General features: G+C 62.2%; 18 protein-coding genes. 7 read left to right on the forward strand and 11 right to left on the reverse strand.

The window, feature by feature from the left end:
- Positions 1–4: 4 nt before the first annotated feature.
- Positions 5–697, reverse strand: coding sequence for a glutathione S-transferase family protein (locus N2600_RS23965; protein WP_162115458.1), 693 nt, complete (start codon positions 695–697; stop codon positions 5–7).
- 232 nt (positions 698–929) lie between these two features.
- Between N2600_RS23965 and N2600_RS23970 the strand changes: the two genes are divergently transcribed.
- Complete coding sequence (locus N2600_RS23970) at positions 930–1,727, forward strand: undecaprenyl-diphosphate phosphatase (protein ID WP_260297587.1); 798 nt, start codon at positions 930–932, stop codon at positions 1,725–1,727.
- 220 nt (positions 1,728–1,947) lie between these two features.
- Here the strand turns inward: N2600_RS23970 and N2600_RS23975 are convergent, their stop codons facing one another.
- The 8 genes from N2600_RS23975 to dnaN form a co-directional block, all read right to left on the reverse strand.
- Positions 1,948–2,100, reverse strand: a complete 153-nt coding sequence (locus N2600_RS23975; protein ID WP_003544729.1) for a hypothetical protein — start codon at positions 2,098–2,100, stop codon at positions 1,948–1,950.
- Positions 2,101–2,384: 284 nt separating this feature from the next.
- Entirely contained in the window at positions 2,385–3,365 is a 981-nt protein-coding gene (locus N2600_RS23980) for a complex I NDUFA9 subunit family protein (protein ID WP_260297589.1), read from the reverse strand.
- Between the two features lie 113 nt (positions 3,366–3,478).
- Positions 3,479–3,766: a DUF1330 domain-containing protein gene (locus N2600_RS23985; protein WP_017966663.1), complete on the reverse strand. Its 288-nt coding sequence runs from the start codon at positions 3,764–3,766 to the stop codon at positions 3,479–3,481.
- 17 nt (positions 3,767–3,783) lie between these two features.
- A complete protein-coding gene (gene pyrF / locus N2600_RS23990; protein ID WP_260297591.1) occupies positions 3,784–4,491 on the reverse strand; it encodes an orotidine-5'-phosphate decarboxylase in 708 nt (235 codons plus the stop codon).
- 6 nt (positions 4,492–4,497) lie between these two features.
- A complete protein-coding gene (locus tag N2600_RS23995; RefSeq protein ID WP_222280064.1) occupies positions 4,498–5,079 on the reverse strand; it encodes a histidine phosphatase family protein in 582 nt (193 codons plus the stop codon).
- A 1-nt stretch (position 5,080) separates the two neighbouring features.
- Positions 5,081–5,680 carry a phospholipid N-methyltransferase PmtA gene (gene pmtA / locus N2600_RS24000; protein WP_260297592.1) on the reverse strand — a complete coding sequence of 200 codons (600 nt, stop codon included), beginning with the start codon at positions 5,678–5,680 and terminating at the stop codon, positions 5,081–5,083.
- A 95-nt stretch (positions 5,681–5,775) separates the two neighbouring features.
- Positions 5,776–6,687 carry a DUF72 domain-containing protein gene (locus N2600_RS24005; protein ID WP_260109894.1) on the reverse strand — a complete coding sequence of 304 codons (912 nt, stop codon included), beginning with the start codon at positions 6,685–6,687 and terminating at the stop codon, positions 5,776–5,778.
- A gap of 54 nt (positions 6,688–6,741) precedes the next feature.
- The gene (gene dnaN, locus N2600_RS24010; RefSeq protein ID WP_260109895.1) at positions 6,742–7,860 is read right to left on the reverse strand and encodes a DNA polymerase III subunit beta; all 1,119 of its coding nucleotides are present in this window, start codon (positions 7,858–7,860) and stop codon (positions 6,742–6,744) included.
- A gap of 259 nt (positions 7,861–8,119) precedes the next feature.
- Here dnaN and rsmI point away from each other — a divergent pair, with 259 nt between their 5' ends.
- The 6 genes from rsmI to N2600_RS24040 all read left to right on the forward strand — a co-directional run bounded on the left by rsmI (position 8,120) and on the right by N2600_RS24040 (position 13,618).
- Positions 8,120–9,037 carry a 16S rRNA (cytidine(1402)-2'-O)-methyltransferase gene (rsmI, locus tag N2600_RS24015; protein ID WP_260297594.1) on the forward strand — a complete coding sequence of 306 codons (918 nt, stop codon included), beginning with the start codon at positions 8,120–8,122 and terminating at the stop codon, positions 9,035–9,037.
- Positions 9,027–9,395: a YraN family protein gene (locus N2600_RS24020; RefSeq protein WP_222280060.1), complete on the forward strand. Its 369-nt coding sequence runs from the start codon at positions 9,027–9,029 to the stop codon at positions 9,393–9,395. The genes rsmI and N2600_RS24020 overlap by 11 nt, the downstream gene beginning before the upstream one ends.
- Positions 9,396–9,513: 118 nt before the next feature.
- Positions 9,514–10,017, forward strand: a complete 504-nt coding sequence (locus tag N2600_RS24025; RefSeq protein ID WP_260297595.1) for a cupin domain-containing protein — start codon at positions 9,514–9,516, stop codon at positions 10,015–10,017.
- Positions 10,018–10,102: 85 nt separating this feature from the next.
- Positions 10,103–11,050, forward strand: coding sequence for a glutathione synthase (gshB, locus tag N2600_RS24030; protein ID WP_260297596.1), 948 nt, complete (start codon positions 10,103–10,105; stop codon positions 11,048–11,050).
- Between the two features lie 176 nt (positions 11,051–11,226).
- Positions 11,227–12,759: a YifB family Mg chelatase-like AAA ATPase gene (locus tag N2600_RS24035; RefSeq protein WP_131627796.1), complete on the forward strand. Its 1,533-nt coding sequence runs from the start codon at positions 11,227–11,229 to the stop codon at positions 12,757–12,759.
- 355 nt (positions 12,760–13,114) lie between these two features.
- On the forward strand, positions 13,115–13,618 hold the full coding sequence (locus N2600_RS24040) for a hypothetical protein (RefSeq protein ID WP_260297598.1): 504 nt from the start codon (positions 13,115–13,117) through the stop codon (positions 13,616–13,618).
- Positions 13,619–13,698: 80 nt separating this feature from the next.
- Here the strand turns inward: N2600_RS24040 and cysK are convergent, their stop codons facing one another.
- Complete coding sequence (cysK, locus tag N2600_RS24045) at positions 13,699–14,661, reverse strand: cysteine synthase A (RefSeq protein WP_260109900.1); 963 nt, start codon at positions 14,659–14,661, stop codon at positions 13,699–13,701.
- 144 nt (positions 14,662–14,805) lie between these two features.
- A complete protein-coding gene (locus N2600_RS24050) occupies positions 14,806–15,423 on the reverse strand; it encodes a LysE family translocator (RefSeq protein ID WP_170280263.1) in 618 nt (205 codons plus the stop codon).
- Positions 15,424–15,507 lie beyond the last annotated feature (84 nt).

Consider the following 15,507-nt stretch of genomic DNA (forward strand, 5'->3'; position numbering starts at 1 on the left):
CTCGTCAGAAATCCAGATCGGCATAGTGGGAAACCGGTGTCAGTCCGCGCACGCGCTCGGTCAGCATCGGCCGGAAGGACGGACGCGACTTCAGCCGCTGGTACCAGTCCTTGACGACTGGCGAATCCGCCCACTCGATCTCGCCGAGATAATCGAGGATCGAGATCGAGGCCGCGGCGGCAAGGTCGGCATAGCTCATTCGCTCGCCAGCCAGCCATTGACGCGAGCCGGCAAGCCAGGTCAGGTAGCGCATATGCTGGCGGATATTCGCGCGCGCCGTGCGCAAAACCTTCGAATCCGGCGCTCCGCCGCCCTGATCGGCGCTCATCTGCAACTTATAGACACGCTCGCGGGCGAGCGGCTTGGTCACGTCGTTTTCCATCTTCTGCATGAACCATTCGGTCAGCCGGCGGATTTCGGCCCGCTGGAAAGGGTCTTCGGCGAGCAGCCGCCGGTCGCGTTTCAAGACGCCGTGCGTCTCGTCCAGATATTCGGAAATGACGCTCGTGCCGCAAAGCGCGCGCATGCTGTCGTCGACATAGACCGGCAGCGTGCCGGCCGGATTGAGCGCCAGGAAATCCCGGCGCTTCTCCCATGTCTGCTCCTCGATCAGATCCGCCTGATAGCCGTATTCCGCCAGGATCAGCCGAACGAAGCGAGATGCGGATGACATGGGATGATGATAAAGCGTGGGCATCGATACTCGGGCGTTGTGATTGCTGTTACAGGACTGTGTGGCAGCTCGATTATAGCGCCCTAGTCATGACTCATTGGTTGAAGCTATAGGAGTTTGGCCCCGCCAATACAAGCGAATCGGATTTTTCGGGCCATCTGATAATGGCGAAACACGGTCTAACGAACGAATGGAAGCGGCAGCCTGATCGACCCAAGCGCTCAGGCCCGACCGAACTTTAAACCGGAGACAATGTATGGATTATATAAATGCTGCAATACTCGGTGTCATAGAGGGGATCACCGAGTTCCTGCCGATCTCGAGCACCGGCCATCTGATCATTGCCGAGCAATGGCTCGGACATCGGTCGGATATGTTCAACATCGTCATTCAGGCGGGCGCCATCCTCGCCGTCACCATCATCTACTGGCGCCGCCTGGTGGATCTGGTGCTTGGCTGGCGCGACCCCGCCAACCGCGATTATGCCGCCAAGCTGATCGTCGCCTTTCTCATCACCGCGATTCTCGGACTGATCGTCAAGAAGCTCGGCTTTGAACTTCCGGAGACCGCAACACCGATCGCCTGGGCGCTCATCATCGGCGGTATCTGGATGATCTTTGCCGAATGGGCCGCCGCGCGCAGGCCGCCGCATAAAGAGATCACCTGGCTTGTCGCCATCCTGGTCGGCATCGCCCAGATCGTTGCCGGCATTTTCCCGGGAACCTCGCGCTCCGGCGCCACGATTTTCGTCGCCATGCTGGCGGGTACCGGTAACCGCGCCGCGGCGACCGAATTCGCCTTTCTCGTCGGCATACCCACAATGTATGCCGCCAGCGGCTATGAATTGCTGAAGACCTTCAAGGACGGCGGAGCGGCAGGCGAAGACTGGACGGCGCTCGCCATCGCCTTCGTCGTTTCCACGGTCGTCGCCTTCATCGCGGTCAAATGGCTGCTGGCCTATATCAGAAGCAACCGATTTACCCTGTTTGCCATCTACCGCATCATTCTCGGTGTCTTGCTGCTCGGCATGGCCGCGACCGGCTTGATTGCCTGAGACATCCATCCCGCATTGCATTCGCGCAACTCCCGGCGCGAATGCAAATGCCCCGTCGGACCGCACAAACAGGCACCCGATTACCGGCAATGTGCCGATCTCTCAGTTAGTCATTGAGGGGCAGGCGAGACATGACGTTCACTGTCGAGCGCCCTGTTTCAGGCGTTCCGATCGACTGCTTGGTTGGAGCAGGATGCCGGCGCAGGGGCCAGGCTTTTCGTCAATGGATGATCGAAGCCGTCGAGCAAGGATCGACGCCGTAGGCCGGCGAGCAATCGCCCTTCACCGCCGCGACCGAACCGGGCGCAACGAAAGAGCCTGCAAGGATAACCAGCGCCGCACACGCAAACAGGAGCGCGATTGACTTGCCCATCGAGAATTGCCTTTCACAGTGATTGCCGCGCGCGACCGCTGGCGTTGAGTCCGTTGGAAGACGCGCGGGTTTGGTAGTCAGTGGAATGGCAAATAGCAATAAACGTTCCTGCTAAATTTGGCGTTAATTCCACAAAATTTCCGATGCGTCTTTTATGCAACGCCGCTGAATATGCCGAGAACCAGAACACTTCGAACTTGCGCCGGGCTTTGCGGGACACGGCAACGCCAAAAGGCCGCCCGCAGGATCCGCAGACGGCCAATCTCGTCGTCTGGAAAAGATACTCAGGCGGCCTTGCCGGTGCCGGTATATTGGCCGTGCGGACGATAGTGCACGAGATAGGAGCCGAGCACCGATGCCACCATGGTGGGCGTAATGCCGAGGCCCTTCAGCGTGCGGCCTTCCGCCTCGGCTTCCCGGGAGACGACATTGTCGCGCTTCAGCAGGCGCACCTGATCCGGCGTGATCGGCGGCGTTATGAAGGGGATCAGCGAGGCGATGCTGCCGATCATCGAAGCGATGCCGAAGGGCAGGGATATCAGCCGGTTCTTGCGGCACGTTACCTTCAGCATCGTCTCGAGACATTCGCGGAAGCTCAGCACCTCAGGCCCGCCAAGTTCGTAGACCTTGCCGCCGGCGACCTTGCCGTCGACGGCGCGGGCGACGGCCTCGGCGACATCCCCGACATAGACAGGCTGGAATTTCGTCTTGCCGCCGCCGACGAGCGGCAGGATCGGCGACATGCGTGCCATCTCGGCAAACTTGTTGAAGAAACTGTCCTCCGGTCCGAAGACGATCGACGGACGGAAGATCACTGCATCGGGCTTGACCGAGAGGATGGCCGTTTCGGCGCGACCCTTGGTGCGGCCATAGGCGGAATCGGATTTCGCGTCGGCGCCGATCGCCGAAATATGCGTCAGCGTCGCACCTGCGCCGCGCGCGGCTTCGGCAACCGCACGACCGCCGAATTCCTGCACGGCGTCGAAAGTGTTGCGGCCGGTTTCGTGCAGAATGCCGACGCAGTTGACGACGTGGCTCGCACCGTCGACGGCGCGGTCAATCGAGCTGCGGTAGCGCAGGTTCGCCTGGACGAAGGAGATCTGGCCGACATTGCCGAGCGGCTGCAGGAAGCCGGCGAGATCGGGACGGCGCACCGCGACGCGGATGCGATAGCCGCGCTTGGCCAGCGCCCGAACCACGTGCCTGCCCACGAAGCCGGACCCTCCGAACACGGTAACGAGCGGCGGCAGGTTGGCAAGGGTCATGGCAGGCTCCTCGAAAGGCTTTGCGGGATGCTGAATTGGCTCTCGTCTTAGACGAATCCCGGCGCGACGGGAAGGCCCATCACGCAGTCAGTTTTTTGCGCATGCGAAGCCGCTCAGACGCCTTCGACGACGACCATTTCCGCATCCGCGACTTCCTGGCGGATTTTGGCGGCGATCTGGTATTCCGGCGAATTGTAGCAGTCGACCGCATGCTGCATCGAGGGGAATTCGATCACCACGTTGCGGGCGCGCGCCTTGCCCTCGAGTTCGGTGAAGGCGCCGCCGCGCGCCAAGAAATTCGCCCCATATTTTTCGAAGGCCGGCTTGGCCGCCGCCACGTAATCCTTGTAGCGCTCGGCATCGCGAACGTCGACGCGGGCGATCCAGTATCCTTTGGCCATGGTCTTCTCCCTTTAATTTAGCGGTTTGCCGGCCAGAGTGCGCTCACCATCTCGCTGAGGATCGCGCGGGCGGCATCTCGGGGATCCGGCGCCTTTACGACAGGCCGGCCGACGACGAGATGCGTCGCTCCCGCCTTCAGCGCGTCGAAAGGCGTCATCACCCGCTTCTGGTCGCCTCTGTCGCTTCCGGTCGGGCGAATGCCGGGGGTGACGATCGCCAGGTCGGGACCGACGATCTCGCGCACGGCAGCCGCTTCCTCCGCCGAGCAGACGATACCGCCCATTCCGGCTGCGCGCGCCTGTTTGGCGCGGCGCAGCACCAGGCTGTGCGGATCTTGGCTGTAGCCGGCCTCGGCAAGGTCATCGGCATCCATCGAGGTCAGCACGGTGACGCCGAGCAGACAGAGCCCGGAGCCGGCCGCGGCCTCGACCGCCGCCTTCATTGCTTTCGGATAGGCGTGCAGCGTCAGCATCGACATGCCCATCTTGGCGATGTTCTCGACGCCGGAGGCGACAGTGTTGTCGATGTCGAGCAGCTTCATGTCGAGGAAGATCTTCTTGCCGCCGGCGGCAAGATCGCGGGCGAATTCCAGGCCGCCGGCAAAGACCAGCTGATAGCCGATCTTGTAGAACAGAATGTCGTCGCCGAGCGTGGAAACCAGTCTTTCCGCCTCGCCGATCGTTGGAACATCCAGGCCGACGATCAACCGCTCGCGTGCGTCCATCTGAAGTCACCCTTGCCAGTCTTCGATGGGTGTCCAGTCGCATGATAAGCGGCGATCCGCAAGGCCGAAAGCATAGAGATTGCCGCCGCCGCCCGGCTGGTCGCGGTCGCGGGAAATCGGTCTGCCCGCCAGATGGCATTTGAGCAGCGTGCCGACGCCGCCATGGCCGACGAAGGCGATCGGCGCCCTGGCTTCATGCGTCGCAAGAACGGCGTTCACGGCCTCGACGATGCGGCGTTGCGCATCGACGGCGCGCTCCCAGCCCCTGAAGCTTTGTTCCGGATGGGCGAAGAACCAGTTGGCGGCCTCTTCGAACTGCGGCGGCGGCAGGAAGCCGGTGGCCGAGCGGTCGTTCTCATGCATGCCGTGGACGATCTCGACTGTCACGCCGGAGGCTTCCGCCAGGATTTCGGCCGTCTCGATCGCCTTCGTCTCGTCGCTGGAGACGATGCGCCGCAATTGCCTCGCCCAGCCGCTCTCGGCCGCTTTGCGGGCGCGCGCCGCGCCGACATCGGAAAGCCCCCATTTCGGCACGGGCACGTTCGCATCGATCCTGACCTGCGGATGGGTGATATAGATCCCGAACATCTCAGCCGCGCCTGTAGATCCAAAGCTGCGCCGGCGGAATGTTGCGCATGACGAAGTCGAAATGCTGGATATGGTAGCGGTCGGGATTGGCCGCGATCGGCGAGATCGCGCCGTAGGAAATCTGCACCATCGGCCGGCCGGCCGGCAGGCGATCGAGCAGGCTTTCAAGCAGCGAGATGCGCTTCGCCATCGGGAAATTCAAAAGCGGAATGCCCGAGACGACGGAATCGAACATCTGATCGCTGAAATCGCCGAGCGTCTTCTGCAGATCGAAGGCGTCGCCGTTGATGAAGTGCACGCCGGGATAGGTCCGCTTGAGATGTTCGTGGAAATCCGTCGAATATTCGATCGCCACGAGATTTTCCGGCCGGACGCCGCGGCCGAGGATGGCCTTGGTGATGGCGCCGGTGCCGGGCCCCAGTTCGAGCACCGGCAGCCCCGAGTGGAGGTCGACGACGCTTGCCATGCGCTTCGCCGTGATCGAGGAGGTCGGCACGATCGAGCCCACCGTCTTCGGCCCCTGCATCATGCCCCGGAAGAAGCGGATCTCGTCGTCGAACCTCTTGCCCAGCCGTTCCTTCACCTTGACCCGTAAGCGCATTCTCCACCCGTCCGCATGTTGATCGAATGCCTTAATATGCCGCTTGTCGCTTAAGGGACAAGGATTTTCGCAACAAGGACATCGACATCAACAGCTCATGCGGCTTTCGGCGCCGAACCCGGCATGAGATCGGCAAGCCTTTCGCTCAAATGATCGGCGTCGACGGGTGCGCGCAGCTTCACGTCGGTATTGTCGAAATAGAGATAGACGTCGCGGCCCTTGTTGCGCGCTGGTACGGGCGCCAGCACCCGCGTCGCATCGTCAGGTTCTTCGCCCGTGGCCCAGGCGCGGATGCGTTGTGCCCACATGTCGAGCGCTTCGTCCTCATAGCCGCTGATATAGAGCTTTTCGGAACCATGCAGGCGGCAGTAGATGAAATCGGCGGTGATATCCATCAGCAGCGGCCATTGCACCGTATCGGCGCAGACGAGGGCGACCTTGTGGCGCCTGAGCATCTCGATGAAGGCGGGTGCGCGGAAGCTTTCGTGGCGAATCTCCAGCGCATGCCGGATCGGCTGATGTCCGTCGCATGTAAGCCAGGCCGGTGCCTTGATATGCCAGTCGTGCCGCTTGGCAAGCGCTATCGCTGCGTCGCGGTCGTGCGGCAGCAGCGACAAAAAACTTTCGAACAGGGATGGGTCGAAGACCATGTTCGGTGGGAATTGCCAGAGGATCGGCCCGAGCTTGGGGCCAAGCCGCAAAACGCCGGAGGCGAGGAAATTGGCGAGCGCCGTCTGGATATCCTGCAGCCGCAGCATATGGGTGATGAAGCGCGGTCCCTTGACGGCGAAGACGAAATCCTCCGGTGTCTCGTCGCGCCAGCGGCCGAAGCTTTCGGGCCGCTGTAATCCGTAGAAGGTGCCGTTGATCTCGATCGACCGGAAGTGCCGGGCGGCGTAGGAAAGTTCCTGCTTCTGCGGCAGGTCCTTCGGGTAGAATTGGCCGCGCCAGGGCGCATAGGTCCAGCCGGATATGCCGATGCGCACCGTTCCCGTCTTTTTCACCATGGGATCCTCCGTTTTGACAGGAGGAAAAACGGCAATGGGCGGCCTTCGTTCCCGTCAGACGCGCATCGGCATCAGTACGTAGAGCGCATCGTCGCCCGCCGTGTCGCGGATCAGCGTCGGCGAGCCGGCATCGGCAAGCAGGAAGATCGCTTCCTCGCCGGAAAGCTGGGCGGTGATGTCGAGCAGGTACTTGGCGTTGAAGCCGATTTCCATCGCATCCGTGTCGTAGCCGACGGCGACTTCCTCGGTCGCACTACCGGAATCGGGATTGTTGACGGTCAACATCAACTGCCCCTCGGAAAGCGCCAGCTTGACGGCGCGGCCACGCTCGGAGGAGATGGTCGAGACGCGGTCGACGGCCTGTGCGAAACTCGTGCAGTCGACCCGCATTTCCTTGTCGTTGCCCGTCGGGATGACCCGCTGATAATCCGGGAAGGTGCCGTCGATCAGTTTCGAGGTCATGACGATCGAGCCGATCGTCATTCGGATCTTGGCGTCGGAAACCTCGACGGTGACCATCACCTCGGGATTATCGACCAGCTTCTGCAATTCGCCGACCGTCTTGCGCGGGATGATGATGCCGGGCATGCCCTCGGAGCCGGAGGGCGCATCGACATCGGCGCGCGCCAGCCGGTGGCCGTCGGTCGCTACCGCCCTGAGTTTCAGCTGGCCGTTGCTCTCGATCGTGTGGAAGAAGATGCCGTTCAGATAATAACGTGTCTCTTCCGTCGAGATCGCAAACTGGGTGCGGTCGATCAGCATCTTCAGATCGGTCGCCTTCAGCTTGAAGGAATGCGTGAAGGTGCCGGCGGTCAAATCCGGGAAATCCGATTCCGGCAGGCACTGCAGCGAGAATTTCGAGCGGCCGGATTGCACGGTCATCGCGCCGCCATCGGTGCTGGTGGCAAGCAGCACTTCCGAGCCGTCGGGAAGTTTGCGCACGATGTCGTAGAGGAGATGGGCGGGAACGGTGGTGGCGCCGGGCTGCTCGACGCTTGCCGGGGTCGCCTCGGTGATTTCGAGGTCGAGGTCGGTCGCCTTCATGTCGAGCTTCTGGCCGTCCGCCTTGAGCAATACGTTGGACAGGATCGGGATCGTGTTGCGACGTTCGACCACGCGGTGGACGTGGTTCAGCGATTTCAACAGGTTTGACCGCTCAATAGTAATACGCATGGGATGCTACCGCTTTCGACCGTGACTGTCCGGGCGCGTCGAGCACCCGAAGAATGCTGTCCCGGCCTGAGGCCGGGGGAGTGGACGGGCAAAATGGCAGACTTCAGCATTGCTTTGCAAGAGGCATGGACGTCGGCACTCCTGCATTTGCGGTTTTCCAGATCGATGCTCACAGAAATCCGAACCCTTGCCGAAGCGATGCGGCTCGCCCATAAGGGTTCGGTGCCGGCGACGAGCCGGCGGGACGAAAGCAAATGGCATGAATGAGGAAACGACAGCGGACGCCGCCAGCCGGCGAAGCTTCCGCCTGCACAATATGGCGGTGCCGGCACGGCCGCTGGAGCCGGCGCTCTATCTCGTCGCCACTCCCATCGGCAATCTCGGCGACATCACCCTGCGGGCGCTGGAAACGCTGGCTGGCGCCGATGTGCTTGCCTGCGAAGATACGCGCGTCACCCGCGTGCTGCTCGACCGCTACGGCATCCAGAACCGCCCTTTCGCCTATCACGAGCATAATGCCGACGAGGCCGGTCCCAGGCTGCTGCAGGCGCTCGAAGCCGGGCGCTCGGTGGCGCTGGTTTCCGATGCCGGCACGCCGCTCGTCTCTGATCCCGGCTATCGGCTGGCGCAACAGGCGATAACGGCAGGTTACCGCGTCATCCCCATTCCCGGCGCCTCAGCCCCGCTCGCAGCCCTTGTCGGCTCCGGCCTGCCGAACGATGCCTTTCTTTTCGCCGGTTTCCTGCCGGCCAAGGACAAGGCCCGCCGCGACCGCCTCGGTGAACTTGCCGCAGTACCCGCGACGCTGATCTTCTTTGAATCGCCGCATCGCATCGGCGCAACGCTTCTCGCCGCCGCCGATGTGCTGGGCGCCGCCCGGCCCGCCTCCGTCTGCCGTGAGATGACCAAGACCTATGAGGAGTTCCGCCGCGGCACGCTTGCCGACCTTGCGGCGCATTATCAGCAGGTGGAAAACGTCAAAGGCGAGATCGTCCTCGTGATCGGTCCGCCGGAGCCGGTCGAAACGGATGCGGCCGATGTCGAAGCCATGCTGGCCGACCTGTCGAAGTCGATGCCGACGGCCAGCGCCGCGACCGAGGCCGCCCGCCTCACCGGCCTGCCGCGCAAGGTGCTCTACCAGCGCCTGCTGGAGATCAAGAACGCCGATGGGCGATAATGATCTCACCGCGATCAGAAGGAAGGCGCTGCGCCGGGGCCGCATGTCGGAATATGTCGCGGCCGCTTTCCTGATGCTGAAGGGCTATCGCATCCTGGCGCTGCGCCATCGCACCCGGCTCGGCGAGATCGATATCATCGCCCGCAAGGGCGATCTCGCCGTCTTCGTCGAGGTCAAGGCCCGCCGTGGCGAGGCCGCGGCGGTCGATGCCGTCTCTACCGCCGCACAGAAGCGCATAAGGGCGGCAAGCGATCTCTGGCTCGCCCGCCAGGCGGATCAGGCCCGCCTTTCCCAGCGTTATGACATTGTGGCGATCATGCCCGGCCGATTGCCGCGGCACTTTATTGATGCCTTCTGACCTCCTTCCGACCTATCGGATTTCCGGATCGTTAAACTTTTAGTCCCCGCGTGAACCAGGTTCTTACGACTCTCTGCTACCCCAAATCTCGGTAGGGATAACAATTGGGGGTTGTTTCATGGCCTGGAAGCTGATGCTTGCAAGTGCGGTCGCCACGGCCGCGCGCTCGGTGCCGTATGCCGTAACGAAGCCGGCCGGAAAATCCTTCGTCGCGCATGCGAGCGATCTGTTGCCGCTGAAATCCACGCCGATCAATCCGGACTGGATCGTCAGCGGCTATCCGCAGGCCCGCACCGCCGAACATTCGCGCGGCCATGACGAGGCGTCACTAACGGCGATCTGGGATTGCACGGCGGGCGAATTCCGCTGGTATTTCGGCTGGGACGAGACGGTGATGATCCTCGAAGGCGAGGTGCATATCACCGCCGAGGACGGCACCGAACGAACCCTGCGTGCCGGCGACGTCGCCTTCTTTGCCGGTGGAACCTGGGCAAGCTGGCGGGTCGACAATTACGTCCGCAAGGTCGCGTTCCTGCGCAAACCCTTCCCGAAGCCCTTGGCGATCGCCTACCGCCTCCGCAACATGCTGCGCAACAGCGGCAACCAGGGCATCGCTGCCTGAAAACTGCGACCGGAAGCCCCTGATTGCCCGTTGCGTTTGGTATCTGGCCGACCTACATCTGTCCGGCATTCAGCGAGGGATGGAAATGGCCAAGATCACCAATGTAGCGGTCCAGATGGACCATGTCGCAGGCATCAATATCGCAGGCGATTCCACCTTCGCCATGAGCCTGGAAGCCCAGGTACGCGGCTACAAGCTCTTCCATTACACCCCCGAACGCCTGAGCTTTCGCGACGGCAAGCTCTATGCCAGCGTCGAGCCGATGGTGCTGCGCGACGTCAAGGGCGATCATTTTGAACTTGGCGCGCCGGAGCGCGTCGATCTCGCGACCATGGATGTCGTGCTGTTGCGCCAGGACCCGCCCTTCGACATGGCCTATATCACCTCGACGCATCTGCTCGAGCGCATCCATCCGAAGACGCTCGTCGTCAACGATCCGGCCTGGGTGCGCAATTCGCCGGAAAAGATCTTCGTCACCGAATTCGCCGACCTGATGCCGAAGACGCTGATCACCAAGGATGCCGACGAGATCCGCCGCTTCCGCGACGAGATGGGCGATATCATCCTGAAGCCGCTTTACGGCAATGGCGGCGCCGGCGTCTTCCATTCGACCCGCGACGATCGCAACCTCTCTTCGCTGCTCGAAATGTTCGGCCAGCTTTTCCGCGAGCCCTTCATCGCCCAGCAATATTTGCCTGACGTGCGCAAGGGCGACAAACGCATCATCCTAGTCGACGGCGAATTCGCCGGCGCCATCAACCGCGTGCCGGCCGAGCATGACAGCCGCTCCAACATGCATGTCGGTGGCCGCGCCGAGGCGACCGAACTGACGCCGCGCGAACAGGAAATCTGCACCCGCATCGGCCCGGCGCTGAGGGAGCGCGGCTTCCTACTCGTCGGCATCGATGTGATCGGCGATTACATGACCGAAATCAACGTCACCTCGCCCACCGGCATCCGCGAGGTCAAGAAATTCGGCGGCGCCGATATCGCCAGCCTGCTTTGGGATGCGATCGAGCGCAAGCGCGGCTGAGCCAGCCGCCCATGACCGTTCTGGTCCCGCACCCCAAGCACAAACCAAGGTCACAGCGGATGCCTGACTACGTTCTTTGATTGTTCTTGTTTTATTCCAGATTCCATGCCAGATTGCAACCGCTGGCCCTGAACGGCCGGGGGCGGTATAAGAGTTTGCGGCAAGGGGATGGGCATATGGTCGCGCGTGTCAGTACGGTGGCATTTCAGGGCATCGAAGGTGTGCCGGTCGAGGTTCAGGTCATGGTCGCGCCCGGCAAGGTCGGCATGCAGATCGTCGGTCTGCCCGACAAAGCGGTGGCCGAAAGCCGCGAGCGCGTGCAGGCAGCCCTCCACGCCTCCGGCCTGGCCCTGCCGGCAAAGCGCGTGACCGTCAATCTGGCGCCGGCCGACCTGCCGAAGGAAGGTTCGCATTTCGACCTGCCGATCGCGCTTGCCCTGATGGCGGCGCTCGGCGCCATTCCCGCCGATGCACTGTCGGATTTTGTCGTCGTCGGCGAACTCAATCTCGACGGAACGATCGCCGCCATCTCAGGCGCGCTGCCGGCGGCGATCGGCGCCAATGCGCTCGGCAAGGGGCTGATCTGCCCGGCCGAAAGCGGCGCCGAAGCCGCCTGGGCAGGCGCCGAGGTCGATATCCTCGCCCCGCGCAGCCTGATTGCCCTTGCCAATCATTTCCGCGGCACGCAGGTCCTGTCCAGGCCGGAAGCGTCGATCCGCGCCAATGCCGCAAACCTGCCGGATCTCGCCGAGATCAAGGGCCAGGAAAGCGCCAAGCGCGCGCTCGAAGTGGCTGCTGCCGGCGGTCATAATCTTTTGATGGTCGGTCCTCCGGGCTCCGGCAAATCGATGCTGGCGGCAAGGCTGCCGTCGATCCTGCCGCCGCTTTCGGCCGCCGAGCTGCTGGAGGTCTCGATGGTCCATTCGATCGCCGGTCAGCTCTCCGGCGGCAAGCTTTCCGATCGAAGGCCCTTCCGCACCCCGCATCATTCCGCCACCATGGCGGCTCTCGTCGGCGGCGGGATACGCGCCCGCCCGGGCGAAGCCTCGCTTGCCCATCACGGGGTGCTGTTTCTCGACGAGTTTCCCGAATTCACGCCGCAGGCGCTGGATGCGCTGCGCCAGCCGCTCGAAGGCGGCGAATGTGTCATCGCGCGGGCCAATCACCGCGTCTCCTATCCGGCGAAATTCCAGCTGATCGCGGCAATGAACCCCTGCCGCTGCGGCATGGCCGGCGAGCCCGGCCATAGCTGCGCCCGCGGCCCGCGCTGCATGAGCGATTACCAGGCCCGCATCTCCGGCCCGCTGATGGATCGCATCGATATCCGCATCGACGTGCCGGCCGTCTCCGCCGCCGATCTGATCCGGCCGATGGCGGCTGAAACCAGCGCGGACGTTGCCCGCCGTGTCGCCCGCGCCCGTGAAATCCAGCAGGAGCGCTTCGAAAGCACCGGCGCAAAAGGCATCGGCACCAATGCCCGCTGCTCCACCGCGATGATCGAGAAACTGGCCGAACCCGATGCCAGCGGCCTGCAGCTGCTGCGAGACGCCGCCGAAAAGATGAAATTCTCCGCCCGCGGTTACCACCGCGTGCTCAAGGTCGCCCGCACGCTCGCCGATCTCGACGGCAAACCGACCGTCGGCCGCATCCATCTCGCCGAAGCGATTTCCTATCGCATTGCCGGAGAGAGGTTAACGGCTGCGGCCTAAGAAGAAGGGTGGATGCGCGCAGATATTTTGAAGTATTAGTCGTCAGGCCGCCTACCTCCGTCGATCCGTCAATCGCGTTTGCGCTGATCGCTGCCAAAACGGGCGCGTTGCCAGCCGCGATCGGCGCGAATGCCGTGGCAAGGGGATGATCTGCCGAAGGCGGTGCCGAAGCTGCCTAGGACGCCGATTTAGGCATCCTCCATGTCGCTTAATCCATTAGGGGCAAGAGCCTCTCCTCACTTCGTTGCTCTTTACAATATTAGCTTCGGCTGAAAAAATCTTAAGAAGGATGTCGGTCTGTTCGACATAGTCGATCGGAAGTGAAGGATGAGAAAGCCTGTCGCCGGGGATGCCCATGAGTAATGAATTTCCGGGCTCAAACGCCAAACCCTGGGAAGTCCTAAACTTGGCGAATGCCTACTCTCGCGCTTCGATCCTCCTATTCAGCGAGGGTCAGAAGCAAGTTGCACTATCCATCGCACCAGCTCGAATGTGCGCCATTCACGCCATTGAACTCTACTTAAACGCCTTCCTGCGTCATGAGGGCGTTACTCCGGAGGAAATACGAAAACGGATGCACAATCTCGCTGAGCCAATGTTCGTTGCTAAACTTAAACTGAGAAAAAAGACTGCCCTGCATCTGGAAGCAATGACAGCAAAGCGTGAGTACCTCATCTCGCGCTATGCTCCGGAGCGGACGAAAGAGCACACTGAGCTGAATCGTTTGCACGCGACAATGGCGGAAGTCATGGCAAAGGTTCGCAATCATTTGGATTCAACTAGCTCAAGTGGGACATCGACAATCGTTATTCCGGATTTCCACAGAACTTTCGTCGGACTTCGATTGGGATGCAGGTGACGGCATAAAAGAAGGGGCGCCGAAGCGCCCGCTATTTTGCAAGATAAATGGCCGCAGGAAAGGCCCAGGCACAGCCACCGTTAGCTCCCCAGCCCTTCAAACAGCGCCGTCGACAGATAACGCTCTGCGAAGGACGGGATGATGATGACGATGTTCTTGCCGGCGTTCTCCGGACGGATGCCGACCTTGATGGCGGCGGTCAGCGCCGCACCCGAGGAGATGCCGACCGGCACGCCTTCGAGCCGGGCGACGAGGCGCGCCTGTTCGAAGGCCTCGTCATTGGTTACGGTGACGACCTCGTCATAGATGCCGGTATCGAGGATCTTCGGCGCGAAGCCGGCGCCGATGCCCTGGATTTTGTGCGGGCCGGGATTGCCGCCGGAGAGGATCGGCGAATCGGCCGGCTCGACGGCGATGATCTTGATCTCGGGCTTGCGGCTTTTCAGAACCTGTCCGACGCCGGTGATCGTACCGCCGGTGCCGATGCCGGAGATGACGATGTCGACCGTGCCTTCGGTATCATTCCAGATTTCCTCGGCCGTCGTCTTGCGGTGGATCTCGGGATTGGCCGGGTTTTCGAATTGCTGCGGGATGACGGCATCGGGAAGCGAGGACGCCAGTTCCTCGGCCTTAGCAATGGCACCCTTCATACCCTTCGGTCCCTCGGTCAGCACCAGCTCGGCGCCGAGCAGCGCCAGCATCTTGCGGCGCTCGACGGACATCGTCTCCGGCATGGTGAGGATCAGCCGGTAACCCTTGGCGGCGGCGGCAAAGGCAAGCGCGATGCCGGTGTTGCCGGAGGTCGGCTCGATCAGCACCGTCTTGCCGGGCGTGATCTTGCCCTGGGCTTCGAGGCTTTCGATCATCGCGACGCCGATGCGGTCTTTGACCGAGGCGATCGGATTGAAGAATTCGAGCTTGCCGATCAGGTTCGCGACGACGCCTTTTTCCCGCGCCAGCTTGTCGAAGCGCACGAGCGGCGTGTCGCCGATGGTCTCGGTGATCGAGGAATAGATGCGGCCGCGGCCGGGCTTGTGCGACATGGGTGCTCTCCCTTTGAAATCCTGCTCCTAAAATCGAGGGGAGAATAGGGTCAAAGGCCCGTCTAGGCCAGACCGCGTTCGACCTGGAGGAGCGATCAGGAGAGAAAAAAACCTTTGAAAACCGTTTCTTGCCGAATGTTTATTTCAGGCCGCCCGCGTGGCGATAAAGGCGGCCGTGCCGGCGAGGATGCCGGCGGCAACCCGGTTCAGCGCCTGCAGGGCGCGCGGCTGCTTCAGCATCGTGCGAGCCCGCGAGGCAAGCAGCATATAGGGCACGAGCACGACGATCAGCACGACGAAGGTGACGGCGAGCAGGATCGCATAGTCTCGCAGGCCGATATTGCCGATATCGATCAGCGTCGGCACCAGGGCGACATAGAAGAGCATCGTCTTCGGATTGCCGAGCGTCACCAGCAGGCCGGAGAGGAAGGATAGGCCGATATTGGTGGATTTGCGTGCCGCGATATCCTGCGGCAGCAGCCCCGCTGTCCAGAGTTTCCAGGCAATGTAGCCGAGATAGAGGGCGCCGGCGATCTTAATGACGATGAAAACCTCGGTGAAGGTCTGCGCCACGAAGGCAAGGCCGAGAATGACCGCCGTGAGATAGGTCATGTCGCCGAGCACTAGGCCGAGACCCATGAAGAAGGTCTCGCGGAAATTCGAGCCGAGCGCACGCGCAACGATCGCGGTGATCCCGGGTCCCGGAATGGCCGCGGCGATGAACAGCGCTCCGGCATAGGTGATCAGGACGGTGAGGCTCATCTTCTTAACCCTCAGGGTTCAGCCGCCCATCTATAGGCAAGCGCCGCTTCCTCATCAATGCATTGGCGCTGATCGGTCCATAAG

Source organism: Rhizobium sp. WSM1274 (genome assembly GCF_025200775.1).
GTDB lineage: Bacteria > Pseudomonadota > Alphaproteobacteria > Rhizobiales > Rhizobiaceae > Rhizobium > Rhizobium leguminosarum_I.

Coding starts and splice junctions, on each gene's coding strand:
- N2600_RS23965 (WP_162115458.1), bottom strand. CDS start 697: ATGCCCACGCTTTATCATCATCCCATGTCATCCGCATCTCGCTTCGTT.
- N2600_RS23970 (WP_260297587.1), top strand. CDS start 930: ATGGATTATATAAATGCTGCAATACTCGGTGTCATAGAGGGGATCACC.
- N2600_RS23975 (WP_003544729.1), bottom strand. CDS start 2,100: ATGGGCAAGTCAATCGCGCTCCTGTTTGCGTGTGCGGCGCTGGTTATC.
- N2600_RS23980 (WP_260297589.1), bottom strand. CDS start 3,365: ATGACCCTTGCCAACCTGCCGCCGCTCGTTACCGTGTTCGGAGGGTCC.
- N2600_RS23985 (WP_017966663.1), bottom strand. CDS start 3,766: ATGGCCAAAGGATACTGGATCGCCCGCGTCGACGTTCGCGATGCCGAG.
- pyrF (WP_260297591.1), bottom strand. CDS start 4,491: ATGGACGCACGCGAGCGGTTGATCGTCGGCCTGGATGTTCCAACGATC.
- N2600_RS23995 (WP_222280064.1), bottom strand. CDS start 5,079: ATGTTCGGGATCTATATCACCCATCCGCAGGTCAGGATCGATGCGAAC.
- pmtA (WP_260297592.1), bottom strand. CDS start 5,680: ATGCGCTTACGGGTCAAGGTGAAGGAACGGCTGGGCAAGAGGTTCGAC.
- N2600_RS24005 (WP_260109894.1), bottom strand. CDS start 6,687: ATGGTGAAAAAGACGGGAACGGTGCGCATCGGCATATCCGGCTGGACC.
- dnaN (WP_260109895.1), bottom strand. CDS start 7,860: ATGCGTATTACTATTGAGCGGTCAAACCTGTTGAAATCGCTGAACCAC.
- rsmI (WP_260297594.1), top strand. CDS start 8,120: ATGAATGAGGAAACGACAGCGGACGCCGCCAGCCGGCGAAGCTTCCGC.
- N2600_RS24020 (WP_222280060.1), top strand. CDS start 9,027: ATGGGCGATAATGATCTCACCGCGATCAGAAGGAAGGCGCTGCGCCGG.
- N2600_RS24025 (WP_260297595.1), top strand. CDS start 9,514: ATGGCCTGGAAGCTGATGCTTGCAAGTGCGGTCGCCACGGCCGCGCGC.
- gshB (WP_260297596.1), top strand. CDS start 10,103: ATGGCCAAGATCACCAATGTAGCGGTCCAGATGGACCATGTCGCAGGC.
- N2600_RS24035 (WP_131627796.1), top strand. CDS start 11,227: ATGGTCGCGCGTGTCAGTACGGTGGCATTTCAGGGCATCGAAGGTGTG.
- N2600_RS24040 (WP_260297598.1), top strand. CDS start 13,115: ATGAGTAATGAATTTCCGGGCTCAAACGCCAAACCCTGGGAAGTCCTA.
- cysK (WP_260109900.1), bottom strand. CDS start 14,661: ATGTCGCACAAGCCCGGCCGCGGCCGCATCTATTCCTCGATCACCGAG.
- N2600_RS24050 (WP_170280263.1), bottom strand. CDS start 15,423: ATGAGCCTCACCGTCCTGATCACCTATGCCGGAGCGCTGTTCATCGCC.